At 52.1% G+C, this 17,437-nt stretch carries 15 protein-coding genes, 1 tRNA gene, 1 other RNA gene and 1 pseudogene; 16 read left to right on the forward strand and 2 right to left on the reverse strand.

The window, feature by feature from the left end; all coding sequences use genetic code 11:
• Positions 1 to 18 precede the first annotated feature (18 nt).
• Both ACFVSO_RS22280 and ACFVSO_RS22285 read right to left on the reverse strand, forming a co-directional pair.
• Positions 19 to 309, reverse strand: a complete 291-nt coding sequence (locus tag ACFVSO_RS22280; RefSeq protein WP_387477704.1) for a hypothetical protein — start codon at positions 307 to 309, stop codon at positions 19 to 21.
• 169 nt (positions 310 to 478) lie between these two features.
• Positions 479 to 553: transfer RNA gene (locus ACFVSO_RS22285), tRNA-Arg, on the reverse strand.
• A gap of 247 nt (positions 554 to 800) precedes the next feature.
• On the opposite strand from ACFVSO_RS22285, the gene ACFVSO_RS22290 reads away from it, so the two are divergent.
• From ACFVSO_RS22290 to ssrA, 16 genes and pseudogenes are all read left to right on the forward strand, one after another.
• On the forward strand, positions 801 to 1,832 hold the full coding sequence (locus ACFVSO_RS22290) for a sugar-binding transcriptional regulator (protein ID WP_387477707.1): 1,032 nt from the start codon (positions 801 to 803) through the stop codon (positions 1,830 to 1,832).
• A gap of 106 nt (positions 1,833 to 1,938) precedes the next feature.
• Positions 1,939 to 2,943, forward strand: a complete 1,005-nt coding sequence (gap, locus tag ACFVSO_RS22295; protein WP_119803897.1) for a type I glyceraldehyde-3-phosphate dehydrogenase — start codon at positions 1,939 to 1,941, stop codon at positions 2,941 to 2,943.
• Positions 2,944 to 3,121: 178 nt separating this feature from the next.
• Positions 3,122 to 4,306 (forward strand): phosphoglycerate kinase, encoded by a 1,185-nt coding sequence (locus ACFVSO_RS22300; RefSeq protein WP_387477711.1) that lies wholly within the window; start codon positions 3,122 to 3,124, stop codon positions 4,304 to 4,306.
• Between the two features lie 32 nt (positions 4,307 to 4,338).
• The gene (gene tpiA, locus ACFVSO_RS22305) at positions 4,339 to 5,094 is read left to right on the forward strand and encodes a triose-phosphate isomerase (protein WP_120110464.1); all 756 of its coding nucleotides are present in this window, start codon (positions 4,339 to 4,341) and stop codon (positions 5,092 to 5,094) included.
• Position 5,095: 1 nt separating this feature from the next.
• Positions 5,096 to 6,634: a 2,3-bisphosphoglycerate-independent phosphoglycerate mutase gene (gene gpmI, locus ACFVSO_RS22310; protein WP_387477714.1), complete on the forward strand. Its 1,539-nt coding sequence runs from the start codon at positions 5,096 to 5,098 to the stop codon at positions 6,632 to 6,634.
• Positions 6,635 to 6,698: 64 nt separating this feature from the next.
• Positions 6,699 to 7,991, forward strand: coding sequence for a phosphopyruvate hydratase (eno, locus tag ACFVSO_RS22315; protein WP_387477717.1), 1,293 nt, complete (start codon positions 6,699 to 6,701; stop codon positions 7,989 to 7,991).
• Between the two features lie 80 nt (positions 7,992 to 8,071).
• Positions 8,072 to 8,243 (forward strand): annotated as a pseudogene (locus ACFVSO_RS22320) (YhgE/Pip domain-containing protein); the annotation flags it as partial.
• Between the two features lie 155 nt (positions 8,244 to 8,398).
• Positions 8,399 to 9,097 (forward strand): copper homeostasis protein CutC, encoded by a 699-nt coding sequence (locus ACFVSO_RS22325; protein WP_387477720.1) that lies wholly within the window; start codon positions 8,399 to 8,401, stop codon positions 9,095 to 9,097.
• Between the two features lie 95 nt (positions 9,098 to 9,192).
• Positions 9,193 to 9,960, forward strand: coding sequence for a sugar phosphate isomerase/epimerase family protein (locus ACFVSO_RS22330; RefSeq protein WP_387477723.1), 768 nt, complete (start codon positions 9,193 to 9,195; stop codon positions 9,958 to 9,960).
• Between the two features lie 96 nt (positions 9,961 to 10,056).
• On the forward strand, positions 10,057 to 10,293 hold the full coding sequence (secG, locus tag ACFVSO_RS22335) for a preprotein translocase subunit SecG (RefSeq protein WP_119803882.1): 237 nt from the start codon (positions 10,057 to 10,059) through the stop codon (positions 10,291 to 10,293).
• Positions 10,294 to 10,426: 133 nt separating this feature from the next.
• Positions 10,427 to 11,164, forward strand: a complete 738-nt coding sequence (locus ACFVSO_RS22340; protein WP_387477727.1) for an ABC transporter ATP-binding protein — start codon at positions 10,427 to 10,429, stop codon at positions 11,162 to 11,164.
• Positions 11,165 to 11,177: 13 nt separating this feature from the next.
• Positions 11,178 to 12,440: an ABC transporter permease gene (locus tag ACFVSO_RS22345; protein ID WP_387477730.1), complete on the forward strand. Its 1,263-nt coding sequence runs from the start codon at positions 11,178 to 11,180 to the stop codon at positions 12,438 to 12,440.
• A 142-nt stretch (positions 12,441 to 12,582) separates the two neighbouring features.
• Entirely contained in the window at positions 12,583 to 15,414 is a 2,832-nt protein-coding gene (gene rnr / locus ACFVSO_RS22350; RefSeq protein WP_387478403.1) for a ribonuclease R, read from the forward strand.
• Between the two features lie 323 nt (positions 15,415 to 15,737).
• Entirely contained in the window at positions 15,738 to 15,938 is a 201-nt protein-coding gene (locus tag ACFVSO_RS22355) for a cold-shock protein (protein ID WP_116047333.1), read from the forward strand.
• 218 nt (positions 15,939 to 16,156) lie between these two features.
• Complete coding sequence (gene smpB / locus ACFVSO_RS22360) at positions 16,157 to 16,639, forward strand: SsrA-binding protein SmpB (RefSeq protein WP_387477733.1); 483 nt, start codon at positions 16,157 to 16,159, stop codon at positions 16,637 to 16,639.
• Positions 16,640 to 16,887: 248 nt separating this feature from the next.
• Positions 16,888 to 17,253, forward strand: a transfer-messenger RNA (tmRNA) gene (gene ssrA / locus ACFVSO_RS22365).
• Positions 17,254 to 17,437 lie beyond the last annotated feature (184 nt).

Raw genomic sequence — 17,437 nt, forward strand, 5'->3', positions numbered from 1 at the left:
AGGGAAAATGTGAAGGGCTTATCTGCTCGTATCGAGAGGATCATATTGGACGAAGACAGGCATAGCGTTAGGGTACATCATTAAATGGATGCTTTCGATGCGGTTTTTGAACGAAACGATATATTGGCCGAAATGAGTTTCATATTCCACGTCGGTGAATGAGAGATTCTTCCCGGCGTAATGAGAGTTTACATATAGGGTTGCTGCAATAGATGCTAAGGCTTTTGGCACGGCCTTTGATTGAAGAACAACAATGGCTAGTACGAGTACAAAAGCTGCCAGCAGCAAACGCTTGTTTTTCCGCTTCATAACTTCCTCCAAATATCGACAGACATGGGTTGTTTTATATTTGTTCATATAAACGTTATTGTACTTAGATTTGTTGCAGGACGGAGGCAGCTTATCATGTACAGGTTAGTTGCAGTATGCAAAAAAGCCGCTCAGCATGAGGCTGAACGGCTTAAGTCTATTCGAATAGTGGCGCGCCCGCTAGGAATCGAACCTAGATCTCAGGCTCCGGAGGCCTACGTCATATCCATTGGACCACGGGCGCACGTCTTCAAAAAACAGTAGCAGAGATGATTATATGATATTCACGCCGTTAAAGCAAGAAGGCTGGGAAAATTAAATTTGTGAAAAAGATGTCGGAAATCGTTTTCAAACGCGATTCGACTCTTGCAGGCTGCGCTTATTTTCGTTAAAATAGAGGTGGGACTTAAAATGAACATGCGGGACGGATTCAGTCCCAACAATTCTTTGAATCCCATTATGCTAATGACCGATGGAGTGAAGGATAAGAGATGCGACAGCTCATTGAACTGCAGCAGCAGCTTGTGCCTGAGCTTCTGGAAGTCATGCGGAAGAGGTACATGATCCTGCATCAGGTAATGCTATCGGACACGATCGGCCGCCGTACACTGGCGAATGCGCTGGATATGACGGAGAGAATGCTTCGGGCAGAGACCGATTTCCTAAAGGAGCAAGGCCTGCTGGAGATTCATACGGCGGGCATGCGGATCAGCGAGCAAGGCCGCAGCGCACTCGAACAGCTGGAGCCTCTGTACAAGTCGATGTTCGGCTTGTCCGAACTGGAGGAGAAGCTGCGCAGGGCATACGGGCTATCGCAGGTCATCATTGTGCAAGGCGATTCCGAGACGTCGATTCAGACGAAGCGCGAGCTCGGAAGGGTAGCGTGCCAAGTGCTTCGCACCGCGCTGAAGCCGAGAGATGTCGTAGCGGTAACCGGGGGCACGACGATTGCCCAGGTAGCCAATCAGCTTACGACAACAACAGCTATGAAGGATATCTGGTTCGTACCGGCAAGAGGCGGACTTGGCGAAAGCTTGGATTATCAAGCGAATACGCTGGCCTCGACCATGGCGAAGCGGACAGGCGGACATTATCGGCTGCTGCATGTACCAGATCATCTGGGTGAAGAGGCATTCGCTTCCTTGATGCAAGAGCCCAACATTCGGGAGATCGTTGACGTGATCCGAAGTGCGCGAATTGTCGTACACGGGATCGGGGACGCCATGATCATGGCGAGAAGACGGAAGCTGGACAGCGAAGTTGTAGCGGAGATCGAAGCGGAGGGCGCACTGGCCGAGGCATTCGGATTTTATTTTGACCGAAGCGGAGCCGTTGTTCACCAAATGCAGACCGTAGGGTTACGGCTCGAGGATATCGTTAACACTGAATTAGTGATTGGCGTCGCCGGGGGCAAGAACAAAGGCGAAGCGATTGCGGCAGTGATGCGATTCGGCCATAACGACGTGCTCGTCACCGACGAAGCTGCGGCGCTGGAGATGGCCAGTTTACTAGAAGAGAACTAGATAATAAGGCATCATGACGAGGAACGGCCTGCATTAGCAGCCCCCGGGACACGTCTTGAAATATATTTTTTTATAGCAATCCAAAAACGCTTAGGAGGAACAAACAATGGTTAAAGTTGGTATTAATGGTTTTGGACGTATCGGCCGTAACGTATTCCGTGCTGCGCTGAACAATTCTGAGGTGGAAATCGTAGCAGTCAATGACCTGACAGATGTTAACACGCTGGCTCACCTGTTGAAATACGATACAACGCATGGCGTTCTGGACGCTACTGTTGAAGCAAAAGAAGGCGCTTTGGTTGTAAACGGCAAAGAAATCAAAGTATTCGCTGAGCGCAACCCTGCTGATCTGCCTTGGGGTTCCGTAGGCGCTGAGATCGTAGTTGAGTCCACTGGTATCTTCACAGCAAAAGAAAAAGCTGAGCTTCACCTGCAAGGCGGCGCTAAAAAAGTTATCATCTCCGCTCCTGCAACGAACGAAGACATCACTGTGGTTATCGGCGTTAACGAAGACCAATACGACGCAGCTGCACACACCATTATCTCCAATGCTTCTTGCACAACCAACTGTCTTGCTCCATTCGCTAAAGTGTTGAACGATAAATTCGGTATCGTTAAAGGTATGATGACAACGATTCACTCGTACACAAACGACCAATCCGTACTTGACGTACCACACAAAGACCTGCGCCGTGCTCGCGCTGCTGCAGAGAACATCATTCCTTCCTCCACAGGCGCTGCGAAAGCTGTTTCGCTGGTACTGCCTGAGCTGAAAGGCAAGCTGAACGGTATGGCTATGCGTGTTCCTACGCCTAACGTATCCGTAACTGACCTGGTTGCTGAGCTGAAAGTTAACGTAACGGTTGAAGAAGTTAACGCAGCGTTCAAAGAAGCTTCCGAAGGCGCTTTGAAAGGCATTCTGAACTACAACGAATTGCCGCTGGTATCCAGCGACTACAACGGCGACCCAGCTTCCTCCACAATCGACGCTCTGTCGACTATGGTAGTTGAAGGCAACATGGTTAAAGTTATTTCCTGGTATGACAACGAGTGGGGCTATTCCAACCGCGTAGTTGATCTTGCTGCTTATATCGCAAGCAAAGGTCTGTAAGGAAAGAAAGCTGATGGGCCGCGGCTCCTTACGTAAGAGCTTCGGCCCTTGGTTTGCGCCCTCGCAGGGCCGGACTATGGGCGTTCCTTCCTTTTAGGGTGAAGGGGCGCCTTTTGCTTTATAGAGATAGATATGGCCGATAAGCCGGCAGAAACCACTATTGGGGAGGATTTCAACCATGAACAAGAAGAGTGTGCGTGACGTAGCAGAATTGGCAGGCAAGCGTGTATTCGTCCGCGTGGACTTCAACGTGCCGCTCGAAGACGGCAAAATTACGGATGATAAGCGTATTCGCGAGACGCTGCCAACGATTAACTTTTTGATCGAAAAAGGTGCAAAAGTGATTCTGGCGAGCCACCTGGGCCGTCCGAACGGACAAGTCGTCGAAGAGCTTCGTCACACAGCTTCCGCTGTACGTCTGTCGGAACTGCTGGGCAAGCCGGTAACGAAAGCGAACGAAGCGATCGGCGAAGCCGTAGAAGCACAAGTTGCTGCAATGGAGAACGGCGACGTTCTTTTACTTGAAAACGTACGTTTCTACCCGGGCGAAGAGAGTAACGATCCGGAGCTTGCGAAGGCTTTTGCCAAGCTGGCTGACCTGTTCGTTAATGACGCTTTCGGCGCTGCTCACCGCGCTCACGCTTCCACAGAAGGCATCGCTCACATCCTGCCAGCCGTATCCGGCCTGCTGATGGAGAGAGAGCTTGAAGTACTAGGCAAAGCGCTGAACAACCCTGAGCGCCCGTTCACGGCAATCGTAGGCGGTTCCAAGGTAAAGGACAAAATCGCGGTTATCGACAAAATGCTGGAGATCGCTGACAACATCATCATCGGCGGCGGCTTATCTTATACATTCTTCAAAGCGCAAGGCCATGAAATCGGCAAATCCCTGGTGGACAACAGCAAGCTGGATCTGGCGCTTGAGTTCATCGAAAAAGCGAAAAAATTGGGCAAAAACTTCTACATCCCGGTTGATATCGTAGTAACAGACGATTTCAGCGCTGATGCGAACACGCAAATCGTAGACGTTGACGGCATTCCGGCTGAATGGGAAGGCATCGACATCGGTCCTAAGACGCGTGAGCTTTATGCAGATGTGATCAAAAACTCCAAGCTGGTTGTATGGAACGGACCAATGGGCGTATTCGAAATCGAGCCATTCTCTCATGGCACGCGTGAAGTAGCAAAAGCAACAGCTGAGACTTCGGCTTACACGGTCATCGGCGGCGGCGACTCTGCTGCGGCAGCTGAGAAGTTCGGTCTTGCTGACCAAATGGACTTCATCTCCACTGGCGGCGGCGCTTCCCTGGAATTCATGGAAGGCAAAGTGCTTCCAGGTGTAGTCGCTCTTAACGACAAGTAAATCTTGAGAAGATAGAAACAGGAGGTCATCCTATGAGCAGAACACCGATTATCGCAGGCAACTGGAAAATGTTCAAAACGGTATCCGAAGCGACGGCATTCTTCGCTGAAGTGAAAGGCAAAGCGGAAGTCGCTGGCGTAGAGAGCGTTATCTGTGCGCCTTTCACAGCGCTTCCTGCACTGGTAGAAGCGGCTAAAGGCACGACAATCGCTATCGGCGCGCAAAACGTTCACTTCGAGGACAATGGCGCTTTCACAGGTGAAATCAGCGGCTTGATGCTGAAGGATCTGGGCGTGAAGTACGTTATCATCGGTCACTCCGAGCGCCGCGCTTACTTCGCGGAGAGCGACGAAATCGTGAACAAGAAGACGGTTGCGGCATTCAAGCATGGCTTGACGCCAATCGTATGCGTAGGCGAGAAGCTGGAAGAGCGCGAATCCGGCGCGACGAAAGAAGTATGCAAAGTGCAGACAGAAGCTGCATTCCAAGGCCTGTCGGCTGAGCAAGCGGCTGAAGTAGTTGTTGCTTACGAGCCAATCTGGGCGATCGGCACTGGCAAATCCTCCACGTCTGAAGATGCACAAGACGTCATCGGCTACATCCGCGGCGTGATCGCAGGACTGTATGACGAAGCGGTTGCAGCGAAAGTTCGCATTCAATACGGCGGCAGCGTGAAGCCGAATAACGTATCGGAGTACCTGGGTCAAGCGGACATCGACGGCGCGCTGGTAGGCGGAGCAAGCCTTGAGCCTGCTTCCTACATCGCTTTGATCGAGGGGGCCAAGTAATATGGCCTCTCGCAAACCGGTAGCACTGATTATTTTGGACGGATTCGGCCTTCGCGACGACGTGACGGGTAATGCGGTCGCACAAGCGAACAAGCCGAATTACGACCGTTACATGGCGCAATACCCGAATACGACATTGACAGCAAGCGGTGAAGCCGTGGGCTTGCCGGAAGGTCAGATGGGCAACTCCGAAGTGGGCCATCTGAACATCGGCGCAGGCCGCATCGTGTATCAGGATCTGACTCGTATCAGCAAGTCAATCCGCGACGGTGAGTTCTTCGATAACGAGACATTGCTCGCTGCTGTGAATCACGTGAAGTCGAGAGGCAAGAAGCTCCATCTGTACGGGCTGTTGTCCGATGGCGGCGTTCACAGCCATATCGCTCACTTGTTCGCGCTGCTGGAACTGGCGAAGAAGGAAGGCTTGACGGATGTATACATCCACGCTTTCCTGGACGGCCGCGACGTATCACCGGATAGCGCGAAGGGCTATGTCGAGCAGCTTCAAGCGAAGATCGAGGAGCTTGGCGTAGGCCGCATCGCAACGGTCCAAGGCCGCTACTATGCTATGGACCGCGACAAGCGCTGGGAGCGTACGGAGAAGTCCTACCGCGCTATGGTTTATGGTGAAGGACCTCAATACGCAGATCCTGTGAAAGCGGTAGTTGAATCGTATGAGAAATCCGTATATGATGAGTTCGTTATGCCGACGGTAATCGTAGGCGGAGACGGCAAGCCGGTAGGACTGGTGGAGTCCGAGGACGCAGTTGTGTTCTTCAACTTCCGTCCGGACCGTGCGATCCAGCTGTCGCAAGTATTCACGAATGACGACTTCCGCGGCTTCGATCGCGGCGCGAATCATCCGGTAGGCTTGCACTTCGTCTGCCTGACGCTGTTCAGCGAGACGGTGGGCGGCTATGTCGCTTACTCGCCGAAGAATCTCGACAATACGCTGGGTGAAGTGCTTGCCCAGAACGGCAAGACGCAGCTTCGCACAGCGGAGACGGAGAAGTACCCGCATGTCACGTTCTTCTTCAGCGGCGGCCGTGACAAGGAACTTCCGGGCGAGACTCGCGTTCTGATCAGCTCACCGAAGGTTGCCACTTATGATCTTCAGCCGGAGATGAGCGCTTACGAGCTGGCGGAGTCTACGGTACGCGAGATTGAAGCGGATAAGCATGATGCGATCATCCTGAACTTCGCCAACCCGGATATGGTTGGTCACTCCGGCATGCTGGAGCCAACGATCAAGGCGGTAGAAGCAACGGATGAATGCTTGGGCAAAGTCGTAGAAGCGGTGCTTGCCAAAGGCGGCGTCTGCATCATTACAGCGGACCATGGCAATGCGGATATGGTATTCGACGAGAATGGCCGTCCGCATACGGCGCATACGACGAATCCGGTGCCTTTGATCGTAACAAGAGAAGGCGCTGCGCTGCGCGATGGCGGCATCCTGGCAGATATCGCGCCGACGATGCTCGACCTGCTAGGTCTGGCGAAGCCGGCTGAGATGACAGGCTCGACATTGCTTGGCCAATAATAGTAGACTAGTGGAATGAAGCAATATTGATTATGCGAACTATAGAAAAGGAGTGTTCATTCAAATGTCCATTATCGTTGATGTATATGCACGCGAAGTGCTGGATTCCCGCGGGAATCCAACTGTAGAAGTAGAAGTAGCTCTTGAGTCCGGCGGCAAAGGCCGCGCTATCGTTCCATCCGGTGCGTCCACTGGCGCATACGAGGCGGTAGAGCTTCGTGACGGCGACAAATCCCGTTACCTGGGCAAAGGCGTTGTTAAAGCAGTAGAAAACGTAAACACGATTATCGCTCCTGAGATCATCGGTCTTGACGCGCTTGATCAAGTAGCAATCGACCGCAAAATGATTCAGCTTGACGGCACGCCTAACAAAGCGAAGCTGGGCGCTAACGCGATTCTGGCTGTATCCATGGCTGTTGCCCGCGCAGCGGCTGACGCTCTGGATGTTCCTTTGTACACATACCTGGGCGGCTTCAACGCTAAAACTCTGCCAGTGCCAATGATGAACATCATCAACGGCGGCGAGCATGCCGACAACAACATCGACGTACAAGAGTTCATGGTATTGCCAGTTGGCGCTTCCGACTTCAAAGAAGCTCTTCGCATCGGCGCAGAGATCTTCCACAACCTGAAAGCGGTACTGCATGACAAAGGCCTGAACACAGCTGTTGGCGACGAAGGCGGCTTCGCTCCGAACCTTGGCTCCAACGAAGAAGCGATTACGACAATCATCTCGGCAATCGAGCGCGCAGGCTACAAGCCAGGCGTTGACGTATTCCTGGGTATGGACGTTGCTTCCACTGAGTTCTTCAAAGACGGCAAATACGTACTGGCTGGCGAAGGCAAATCCTTCACGCCTGCTGAGTTCGTTGACCTGCTTGCTTCGTGGGTTGAGAAGTATCCGATCGTTTCGATCGAAGACGGCTGCTCCGAAGATGACTGGGATGGCTGGAAGCTTCTTACTGAGAAGCTGGGCAGCAAAGTACAACTCGTTGGCGACGATCTGTTCGTAACAAACACAGAGCGTCTGTACGACGGTATCGAGAAAGGCGTAGGCAACTCCATTCTGGTTAAAGTTAACCAAATCGGTACGCTTACTGAAACATTCGACGCGATCGAGATGGCGAAACGCGCTGGTTACACAGCAGTTATCTCCCACCGTTCCGGCGAGAGCGAAGACAGCACAATTGCTGACATCGCAGTTGCAACAAACGCTGGCCAAATCAAAACAGGCGCACCTTCCCGTACGGACCGCGTAGCGAAGTACAACCAATTGCTTCGTATCGAGGACCAACTGGGCTCGACAGCTCAATACGGCGGCAAAGCTGCATTCTACAACCTGAAAAACTTCAAATAAGAACAGGCAGCTCCGCTGCTTGTGAAATAAGGAGAGAGCATGTCCCTCAGGGGATATGCTCTCTTTTTGCATTATTCGGTTTTTACCGGGATTGGGTACATTCCTGGCTGCCGATGCGATTCATGGTTGCGCGAGCTGTTCTTCTTCGGCCAAGGCCTCCAGTGGAGCGGTCCGGTAATAACATTGGCTGGCATCGGCGTAGTCAGCTTGATGGTGCTGCTGCTGTCCGTGTTCAAACCGTCGAAAACATAATATTGGCTACCCGAGGAAGACCCCCGGGTCTTCCTTTTTGCTTCTTAATGAGGTAGGCTCGAATAGATTAGATGAAGCGCCATCATGTGGCAATCGAGTATAACGCCTGTCGCTGGTATAAATGGATTAAGGTTGTCGAGAGGAGTGGATTGAACATGCTGATTGAAGTGATCGCCATTCGGACAGAGGATGTCGAAGCTGCTGCCGAGGGAGGAGCGGACCGGATCGAGCTGGTAACCGGGATCGCGGAAGGCGGATTAACACCAAGTCTTGGATTAGTGGAAGGGGCAGTGAATGCTTCTACGCTGCCTGTTCAAGTGATGGTTAGACCACATAGTCAGTCCTTCTGCTATAGCGAATCGGATATAGGGATTATGCTGCGAGATATCGAAGCGATTAAGGAGACGGGAGCCGCGGGTATTGTAATCGGGCTGCTGACACCCTCCGGCGAATTGGATAGAGGCTCGCTGGAGCGGATGCTTCGTGCAGCGGAAGGTCTTGATGTGACGTTCCACCGCGCATTCGACGAAATCGAGGATCAGCTGGCGGCATTGCGGCAGCTTGCCGAGTATTCATCTATTAGCCGCGTCCTAACAGCAGGCGGATTAAAGCCTGCTCCACAGTCTGCGGATCGAATTCGGACTCTCCGGGAGGAGGGCGACCGGCTGGGCATTTCGATACTGGGCGGCTACGGACTCCATGCGGGCAATATTGAAGAGTTCGTCGACAAGACGAGAGTCCACGAGATTCACATTGGATCAGGAGCAAGGCGGAACGGCAGCTTTATGGAGGCCATTGTTCCATCAAGCATAACGGAGATTCGGCGATTGCTGCATGACATTCTTGATTCATAGGCACCAATGGAGTATTCCTGCTGCCCTCGCTGCGCATAATGTACGAGAGTATGAACTCGGAGTGCACATGTCGGACTTAGGGGGCAACAAGACAGATGGGCAAGCCAATTGCGGGAATACAGATGTATTCGTTACGAGATGAGGCGGAGCGCGATATTCTGGGAACGCTGGAGAAGATCGCCGAGATGGGCTATAAAGCGATTGAGTCGATCGGGTACTTCAACGCGCCTCCAGAGCAATTGAAGAAGAGGGCCGATGAGCTCGAATTAGCTATCCCTTCCATGCTCGTATCGCTTAATTTTAAGACGCTGGCGAAGCTGGATCGGGATTTCCACAATGATATTGAATTTGCCGCCGGGATCGGCGTTTCTTACATCATCGTACCGTGGGTGCCTATGCACGAGCAGCCGACGATCGAGGATATGCACTTTTTGGCGGATGTGCTCATTCGATGCGGGGAACAGGCGAGGGCGGCGGGCATGAAGCTGGCTCTGCATAATCATGATTATGAATGGAAGCTGGTAGACGGCAGACCTGCATTCGATCGTATATTGGAGCTGGTGCCCGAGGAATTGTTGGTTGCGGAGCTGGATCTGGGCTGGATATATATGGCGGGTTATGACCCGGTGGAATATTTGAAGAAGCATAAGGCCCGGACGCCTTTGGTGCATATCCGTGATTTCAAAATGGGGCGCAAGGATACCGAGCTTGGAAAAGGTATTGTCGGGATTGAAAGGCTGCTGCAAGAGATTGAGAAGAGCGATGTCGAGTATATGTTCGTGGAGCAGGAGGACTTCCTGACCAGTTCAGTGGATAGCGCGAAGGCGAATATTCTCTATTTGAAAAAAATGGGCTACGCTTAGCGACTCTTGTAAAGGCTCGTACTATTGTCAATCCTGTGCAGCTATGGTACAATAACCTTATGTGTTTTACGAGCGGCTACGCTGGAGGTGGATGGAATGGAAATTACATTGAAGATCCTGCTTGTATTATTCTCTATCGGATTGATTGCAGTCGTATTGTTGCAGAAAGGTAAGAGCGCTGGTTTGTCTGGTGCGATTAGCGGCGGCGCAGAGCATTTGTTCGGTAAGCAGAAGGCCCGTGGCTTGGACCTGTTCCTGCAGCGTCTGACAGTAGCATTGGCAATTGGATTCTTCTTATTGTCCCTGATTGTATCTTATTTCGTACAAAAATAATGATGAGCTAACAAAAGGCGAGGAGCTTAATCCTCGTCTTTTTTTGATGTTTTTTCTGATACCAGAAACAGGGGGATTTCGTAGAATAGAGGAAGAGGTGCGATTCGGTGTAGAGAGTGAGGAGGTTGCTTAAGTGAATCAGGAGTGGAGTGTTGGAGAGAAAGAGACAAGCTATGTGCTGAAAGCGGCTATTCAAAAAGCGGGATATGAAGCGGATAAGGCGATCATTCGGGATATTAACCTACAGGTTGGCCCCGGTGAACTGGTAGGCTTGATCGGTCCTAACGGTGCGGGGAAAAGCACGACGGTGAAGACGATTATGGGCCTTATGCCCAGCGTAACGGGGAAGGTGGAGATTGGGGGCCGACATAAGCGCTATGCGTATGTGCCGGAGCAACCGGTTTATTATGAATATTTTACGCTATGGGAGCATCTGAGATTGGCCGCGTCGGTATTCGGCATTACGGAAGCTCAATTCGAGGCCAAAGCGGATCGCTTGCTTCAGCAATTCCGGCTGACGGAACAGAAGCATCATTATCCGATGTCGTTCTCCAAAGGGATGCAGCAGAAGCTGATGCTAATTATCGCATTCCTGCTGGAGCCGGATATTTATATTGTGGATGAGCCGTTCGTGGGACTGGACCCACGGGCGACGAGCGATTTCCTGACCCTGTTGCAGAGCGAGCTGGCAAGGGGCGCAGGCGTCCTGATGTCTACGCATGTACTGGACACGGCTGAAAAAATCTGCCAAAGCTTCGTTCTTATTAATCAAGGTTCGATTGTTGCACAGGGAACGTTGGATCAGGTCAGACGGGATGCGGGATGCGCGGAGGATGCGGCGTTGTCGGATTGCTTCCTGGCGCTGACTTAAGGAGGAAAAAGCGATGATGACACCGTCACAGCTGTTCTTCTACCGGTTGAAGCGCAATGTGAAAGAACAGGCAAAAGCATGGAACAGCGTTTTCGATTGGACCGTTTGGGTGTATTTACTTGTACCAGGCATTCTCATCTTCGGCGGATTATATCGTGAGATCTGGCTGGAGACGCCGGAGTGGGCTGCCGGGGTTCCCTGGTTGCTGCTGCTATCGATTGTGTTATTTCTTATCCTTGCATTCGGAGGACGCATTCGAGTCTTTGTCGATGAGGCGGACCGATTGTTTCTGCTCCAACAGCCTCGTTGGCTGAAGCAGCTAAAGCGTTATGGCATGGCCTATTCGTTCATCATGCAGGCGCTGAGACTCGTATTGCCGTTTCTTGTGGTGCTGCCCTTTCTTTTGCGAGTGGAACAGATGGGGCTTAAGGAAGTTGGAGCTGCCTTTCTGTATTCCTTCCTGTTCGCGATGCTGATGTCGATGACGATTCATATGCTGACTGGAAGGCTCCGCAAGTGGCGACAGGTGGTATTGGAAGCGATCGTTCTGCTGATCGGCGTCGTGGCATACTTATATCCGATGCTGTCGCTGACGCAAGAGGGAAGTATCTTCGGAGCTGCGCTGGCGGGAGCTGCTGTACTGCTTCTTGTCGTACTGATTGTGTGTCTACACAAGCCGATTCATTTTGAGACGGAAGTGAAAAATGAACGCTCAGCGCGGTTGTCCTCCACAGAGCTTCTGATGAGCCAAGTGATCGAACGGAAGCCGGTTATGAAGCTAAAAAAGCCATTGTTCATGCGCCAGTCCCGGCGTTTGTTCAAGAAGACCGATACGGGTACGATTCTCGCCGAGCTGCGCATCATTACCTTTGTGCGGTCGCTGTCCATGCTGCGGATCGGAATGGGCTTTTTGTCGGTAACGACAGGGGCAATGCTGATTGTGCCCCCATCCGCTACGTACGCCATTATGGGGGGATTTCTATTTCTCATTGTACCTTGGCTGCGTACGCAGTGGGAGCAGTGGAGAAGCGAGGAGTTTGTTTCGCAATTCCCATGGAATACGGCCGATCTATTCGCGGGACTGCGGTTATCACGTTTTTGGCTGCTGCTTCCGAATATTATGGTTTGGTCGGCGGTTGCTGGATTTCGTCTCTTGGGATTGTGGGGAGTACTGCCCTCGATGATGGTATGTGTACTGGTTTGGTGGGGGGTTCATGCCAGGGAATGGAGAAGACCGGTTCATAAGACAGAGGATTCTCCAATCAGCGGAAGCTGATGATTAAGGCGGTATTTCGTTTTTTTCGCAAATGGGGATGTGCCGCTGGCATTTCGTGTATACTACATGGTATATGATAATCTATCAACCGCTACAAGAGCTCTAGCCCTTAGGCGGTTCATGAGGAGAAGGGCCATTCATGATGGAACGCGAGCAAGAATTGCTAGATTTTATGAGAGAAACGGCGTATAAGCCGATGACGTACCAAGAGCTGGAGGGACACTTCGGTATCGAGGGAGCAGCGGGATTCAAGGAATTTCTCCAACTGCTTAATAAACTGGAAGAAGAGGGCAAGATCATTCGTACGCGCAACGAGCGCTACGGTGTACCGGAGCGAATGAACTTGCTGCGCGGGAAGCTTCAAGCACATGCGAAAGGCTTCGCTTTCCTGCTGCCGGATGAGAAGGATCATCCCGATGTGTATATTCACGCGAATGATCTGAAGAGCGCGATGAACGGCGATATTGTCCTAGTACGCATTACGTCCAAAAGCGAAGGCGGCGGACGTATGGAAGGCGAGGTTGTCCGTATTGTCCAGCGTGCAGTGACACAGATCGTCGGCACGTTCGAGAATCACGAGGTATACGGCTTCGTTATGCCCGATGATAAGCGGATTAACCGGGATATCTTTATTCCGAAGGGCGGATTCCAAGGCGCGGTGACCGGACAGAAGGTCGTTGTCCGTATTGTGTCTTATCCGGAGGGCCGCAGCGCGGCTGAAGGCGAGATTCTGGAGATTCTGGGTCACAAAAATGATCCTGGCGTCGACATCCTGTCCATCATCCGCAAGCATCAGCTGCCGGAGAGCTTTCCCGATGAGGTTATGGCCGAAGCGGAAGCTGCGCCGGATACGATCACCGAAGCGGAGATCAAGGAGCAAGGGCGCCGTGATCTAAGAGATGAGATCATCGTCACGATTGATGGCGAAGATGCCAAGGACCTCGACGATGCGGTGCATGTGAAGCTGCTGGAGAACGGCAATTTCCTGCTTGGCGTTCATATCGCGGACGTAGGCTATTATGTACGGGAGAAATCTGCACTGGATCAGGAAGCATTCCGTCGGGGCTGTAGCGTTTATTTGACCGATCGCGTCATTCCAATGCTGCCTCACCGCTTGTCGAATGGTATATGTTCGCTTAACCCGCAAGTTGACCGGCTGACGCTTTCTTGTGAGATGGAATTCGATGCGAAGACGCTGAAGCGTGTGAAGCATAATGTCTTCACGAGTGTCATTCGCACGAAGGAGAGAATGACCTACACGAATGTGAAGCGTATTCTGACCGCTAATGAAGAGGAGCCAGAGACCGAACTGAAGGAGCGTTATGCCGACCTGCTGCCGATGTTCGCCCTGATGGAGAAGCTGGCGATGCGCCTGCGCTCCAAGCGGATGAAGCGCGGCGCGATTGACTTTGACTTCCAGGAGTCAAAAATTATCGTCGATGAGAACGGCAAGGCTGTTGATATTGTCAAACGTGAGCGGTCCGTTGCGGAGCAGATCATTGAAGAGTTCATGCTGGTGGCAAACGAGACGGTTGCGGAGCACTTCCACTGGCTGCGTGTGCCATTCCTGTACCGGATTCACGAGGACCCGGATCAGGAGAAGCTGCTGACATTCATGCAGTTCGCGGCAAACTTCGGCTACGTCGTGAAGGGTGGCAAAGGCAACAATTCCGTTCATCCGCGTGCGCTGCAGACGCTCTTGGAGGAAATTCAAGGGACGAAGGAATCGACCGTTATTTCCACCATGATGCTGCGATCGATGAAGCAGGCGAAGTACGATGCAGAGAGTCTGGGCCACTTCGGCTTGGCTGCCGAATTCTACTCCCACTTCACATCGCCGATTCGCCGATACCCCGATTTGGTGATCCACCGGGTCATTCGCGAGGTTCTTGAGGGCGGCGGAGCACTTAGCGAAGCGCGTCATGAAGCTCTGACGGCTCGTATGCCGGATATTGCCCAGCATTCCTCTGAACGGGAGCGGGCAGCGGTCGATGCTGAGAGGGATACGGATAAGCTGAAGAAATGCGAATACATGCTGGATAAGGTTGGCGAGGAATTCGACGGCATTATCAGCAGTGTAACCAGCTTCGGCATGTTCATCGAATTAGAGAATACGGTCGAAGGTTTGATTCGTCTTAGTGATATGACGGATGACTACTACCACTTCCACGAACTCCATATGGTGCTCATTGGCGAGCGTACGTCGAAGGTATACCGCATCGGCGATGAAGTGAAGATTCGCGTAGCGCGCGTCGATATGGATGAATATAATATTGACTTCGAGATGGTCGACATGAAGCCGCGCGGCAGCTACAAAGGCGTTGCGGATGCCGGTTTCGGGGCAGGCCGCAAGCGCGGAGGCTATGGCAAGCGTGAGGGCGGCGGTCGTCCCGGCAGCCGTGATGCTTCCGGCGGAGGTCGCGGCGCATTCGCTGGCGCCAAGGGCGGCCGAGGCAAAGGCGGCGCCGGGCGCGATGGCAGCAAGCCAGCCGCGAGTGGTGGTAAAGAACGATCAGGTGCAGCTGATCAAGCGGCTAAAGGCCGATTCAAACGCGGCGGCAAGGACGCGGCTGCGCCGACTGGGAATGGCGCCAACCCTTGGGGTAAGGATAGCGTGCCGGATAATGGCGACTGGATAGATAAGAGAGCCGCAGAGCTTGAAGCTGAAGGTAAAAGCACTCGCACGGATATGTGGGGACTGCCGATTCGTGAAGGCGGTGATGCCCGCAAGGATACCCGCGGCAAGGATGGCCGCCCGGGCAAGGGCGCTGGCGCATCCGGTGACAAAGCCAAGAAAAAGGGCAAAGGCGGGAACGGGCGCCGGAAGAACGCGACGACTAGCGGCGTATTCAATGGCAGTGAAGCGGGAGCAGTAGCAGCCTCGCCAGCAGACGAAGCCAAGAAAAAGAAGCGCAAGAAAAAAGGAGAGCTAAGCAACTCCACGGCAGCTTTTGTAAGAAAGAAACGGAAATAGGTCTGAATTTACTAAAAATAGGATTAGATGGGTTTATGTAGTTGATATACTCTCATCCTAGAGTCAGATGGCGGCATGGTTTTTCCTTAGTTGGGAATGTAAGTGCCGCCAACTGGACATAATGGGAAAATATATTTAAGCTTGTCGCTTGCTTTTCAGCGGCTGGGATAGTATACTCAAAGCAATCGGATGAGATGAACCTGAATTCACATATTGAAAAGGGTGTCATTAGAGTCGTCATGAAACCCTTTTCAATGTGTGAATATTTTTTTTCAAAGAACAAATAGGCGCATATTAATTTAATTTTTTGGAGGTAATTCCACATGCAACAAGGTACAGTTAAATGGTTCAACGCTGAGAAAGGTTTCGGCTTCATCGAAGTTGAAGGCGGAAACGACGTATTCGTACATTTCTCCGCAATCGTTGGCGACGGCTTCAAAACTCTTGAAGAAGGCCAACGCGTTGAGTTCAACGTTGTTCAAGGCAACCGCGGACCACAAGCTGAAAACGTAGTTAAGCTGTAATAGCTTAATATCGGAGAGACCGCTTCGACCTCGAGTCGAGCGGTCTTTTGCTTCACATAGATTGTTTTGGAGGGTCCAGCACTCGGTTAAATGGTTCAGTAGGTGAAGATCAGTTTAAAGGAAAGAGTACCCTTCCTGATTATTGATTTTGGCTGGCAAAGTTGCTACAATGAACCAACAGAGACGCTGGTCTTGAAGAAGAAACGAGGTGAATTAGCATGGGCGCCAAGAAGAACGACGGCAAGCAGCTCGCCCAGAACAAGAAGGCCTCCCATGACTATTTCATTGAGGAGACCTTCGAGGCGGGCATGGTCTTGATGGGAACGGAGATTAAGTCGCTGCGTAATGGCAGAGCGAATATCGGCGATGCGTTCGCAACGATTCGCAATGGCGAGATCTTCATTCACAACATGCACATCAGCCCTTTCGAGCAGGGCAACATCCATAACCCGACTGATCCGACGCGCGCAAGGAAGTTGCTGCTGCATAAGGCGCAGATTCACAAGCTGCTGGGATTATCGAAGCAAGAAGGCTACGCCATCGTGCCGCTGAAGATCTACGTGCGCAACGGCTACGCCAAACTGCTGATCGGGCTGGGCAAAGGTAAGAAGCAATACGATAAGCGCGATACCGCCGCCAAGCGGGATGCGCAGCGCGATATCCAGCGCGCGCTTCGGGAGAAGCAGAAGGTGGCTAGATAATCCGTTCTTCCCATGGATGAATCGGCCAACGCTGCCAGCAATATTCCCGGGCAAATGCCGGATGTTCGTGGTATACTAGGTATACGGCAACGGTGGGTTGCCAGGTCGGTTAGAGAGCAAGCAAGACTCAGCCGAATTTCAGATGTACATGACTTGTGCGATTCAGTCATACATCACCTCAATCCAGAGGTCCCGTCTAGCTAGACGTTGATGCTCGGCAAGAGCATAAGCAGCGTCTATGCCCATTCGGGGGCGTTTATGGATTCGACGGGGATTGGACGAGCGCGAGCCAGCGGGTAGCAGGGAGTCGTCTGCTTCATCAACGCTAAAGCCTATTAAATGGCAAACAACAAACAAACTACGCTGTAGCAGCTTAATAACCTGCTCGCGTGCTCTCGCTCTGTATCGCCCATGTACCGGGATGAGGGCCCAACTTTAGTGGGATACGCTGTCACATCTCCGCCTGGGGTGTGCTGAAGAAGACAATCAGGCTGACCTATAGAGTACCGTGTTGCAGGGGGACTCCGTAGGTGACATCAAAACTGCAGCTACACCCGTAGAAAGCCGTGTGGCGTGATCTTCGGACAGGGGTTCAAATCCCCTCGCCTCCACTTAAATACAGAATATTTTCATTCTGTCGTTAAGTGGATGCAAGGGCGGACTCTCTGGCTTGAAAGATGAAAAGAGCTCTCTTAGAAATTCTAAGAGAGCTCTTTTTATTGTACGCCCAGCATGGGCGTCATCTCTAGGGTGAAAGTCCCGAACGGGGGCTGGCGAACGCCTACTGTTATCCAAGAG

The organism is Paenibacillus sp. NPDC057967, from assembly GCF_042887015.1.
Taxonomy (GTDB): Bacteria; Bacillota; Bacilli; order Paenibacillales; family Paenibacillaceae; genus Pristimantibacillus.

Coding starts and splice junctions, on each gene's coding strand:
- ACFVSO_RS22280 (WP_387477704.1), bottom strand. CDS start 309: ATGAAGCGGAAAAACAAGCGTTTGCTGCTGGCAGCTTTTGTACTCGTA.
- ACFVSO_RS22290 (WP_387477707.1), top strand. CDS start 801: ATGCGACAGCTCATTGAACTGCAGCAGCAGCTTGTGCCTGAGCTTCTG.
- gap (WP_119803897.1), top strand. CDS start 1,939: ATGGTTAAAGTTGGTATTAATGGTTTTGGACGTATCGGCCGTAACGTA.
- ACFVSO_RS22300 (WP_387477711.1), top strand. CDS start 3,122: ATGAACAAGAAGAGTGTGCGTGACGTAGCAGAATTGGCAGGCAAGCGT.
- tpiA (WP_120110464.1), top strand. CDS start 4,339: ATGAGCAGAACACCGATTATCGCAGGCAACTGGAAAATGTTCAAAACG.
- gpmI (WP_387477714.1), top strand. CDS start 5,096: ATGGCCTCTCGCAAACCGGTAGCACTGATTATTTTGGACGGATTCGGC.
- eno (WP_387477717.1), top strand. CDS start 6,699: ATGTCCATTATCGTTGATGTATATGCACGCGAAGTGCTGGATTCCCGC.
- ACFVSO_RS22325 (WP_387477720.1), top strand. CDS start 8,399: ATGCTGATTGAAGTGATCGCCATTCGGACAGAGGATGTCGAAGCTGCT.
- ACFVSO_RS22330 (WP_387477723.1), top strand. CDS start 9,193: ATGGGCAAGCCAATTGCGGGAATACAGATGTATTCGTTACGAGATGAG.
- secG (WP_119803882.1), top strand. CDS start 10,057: ATGGAAATTACATTGAAGATCCTGCTTGTATTATTCTCTATCGGATTG.
- ACFVSO_RS22345 (WP_387477730.1), top strand. CDS start 11,178: ATGATGACACCGTCACAGCTGTTCTTCTACCGGTTGAAGCGCAATGTG.
- rnr (WP_387478403.1), top strand. CDS start 12,583: ATGGAACGCGAGCAAGAATTGCTAGATTTTATGAGAGAAACGGCGTAT.
- ACFVSO_RS22355 (WP_116047333.1), top strand. CDS start 15,738: ATGCAACAAGGTACAGTTAAATGGTTCAACGCTGAGAAAGGTTTCGGC.
- smpB (WP_387477733.1), top strand. CDS start 16,157: ATGGGCGCCAAGAAGAACGACGGCAAGCAGCTCGCCCAGAACAAGAAG.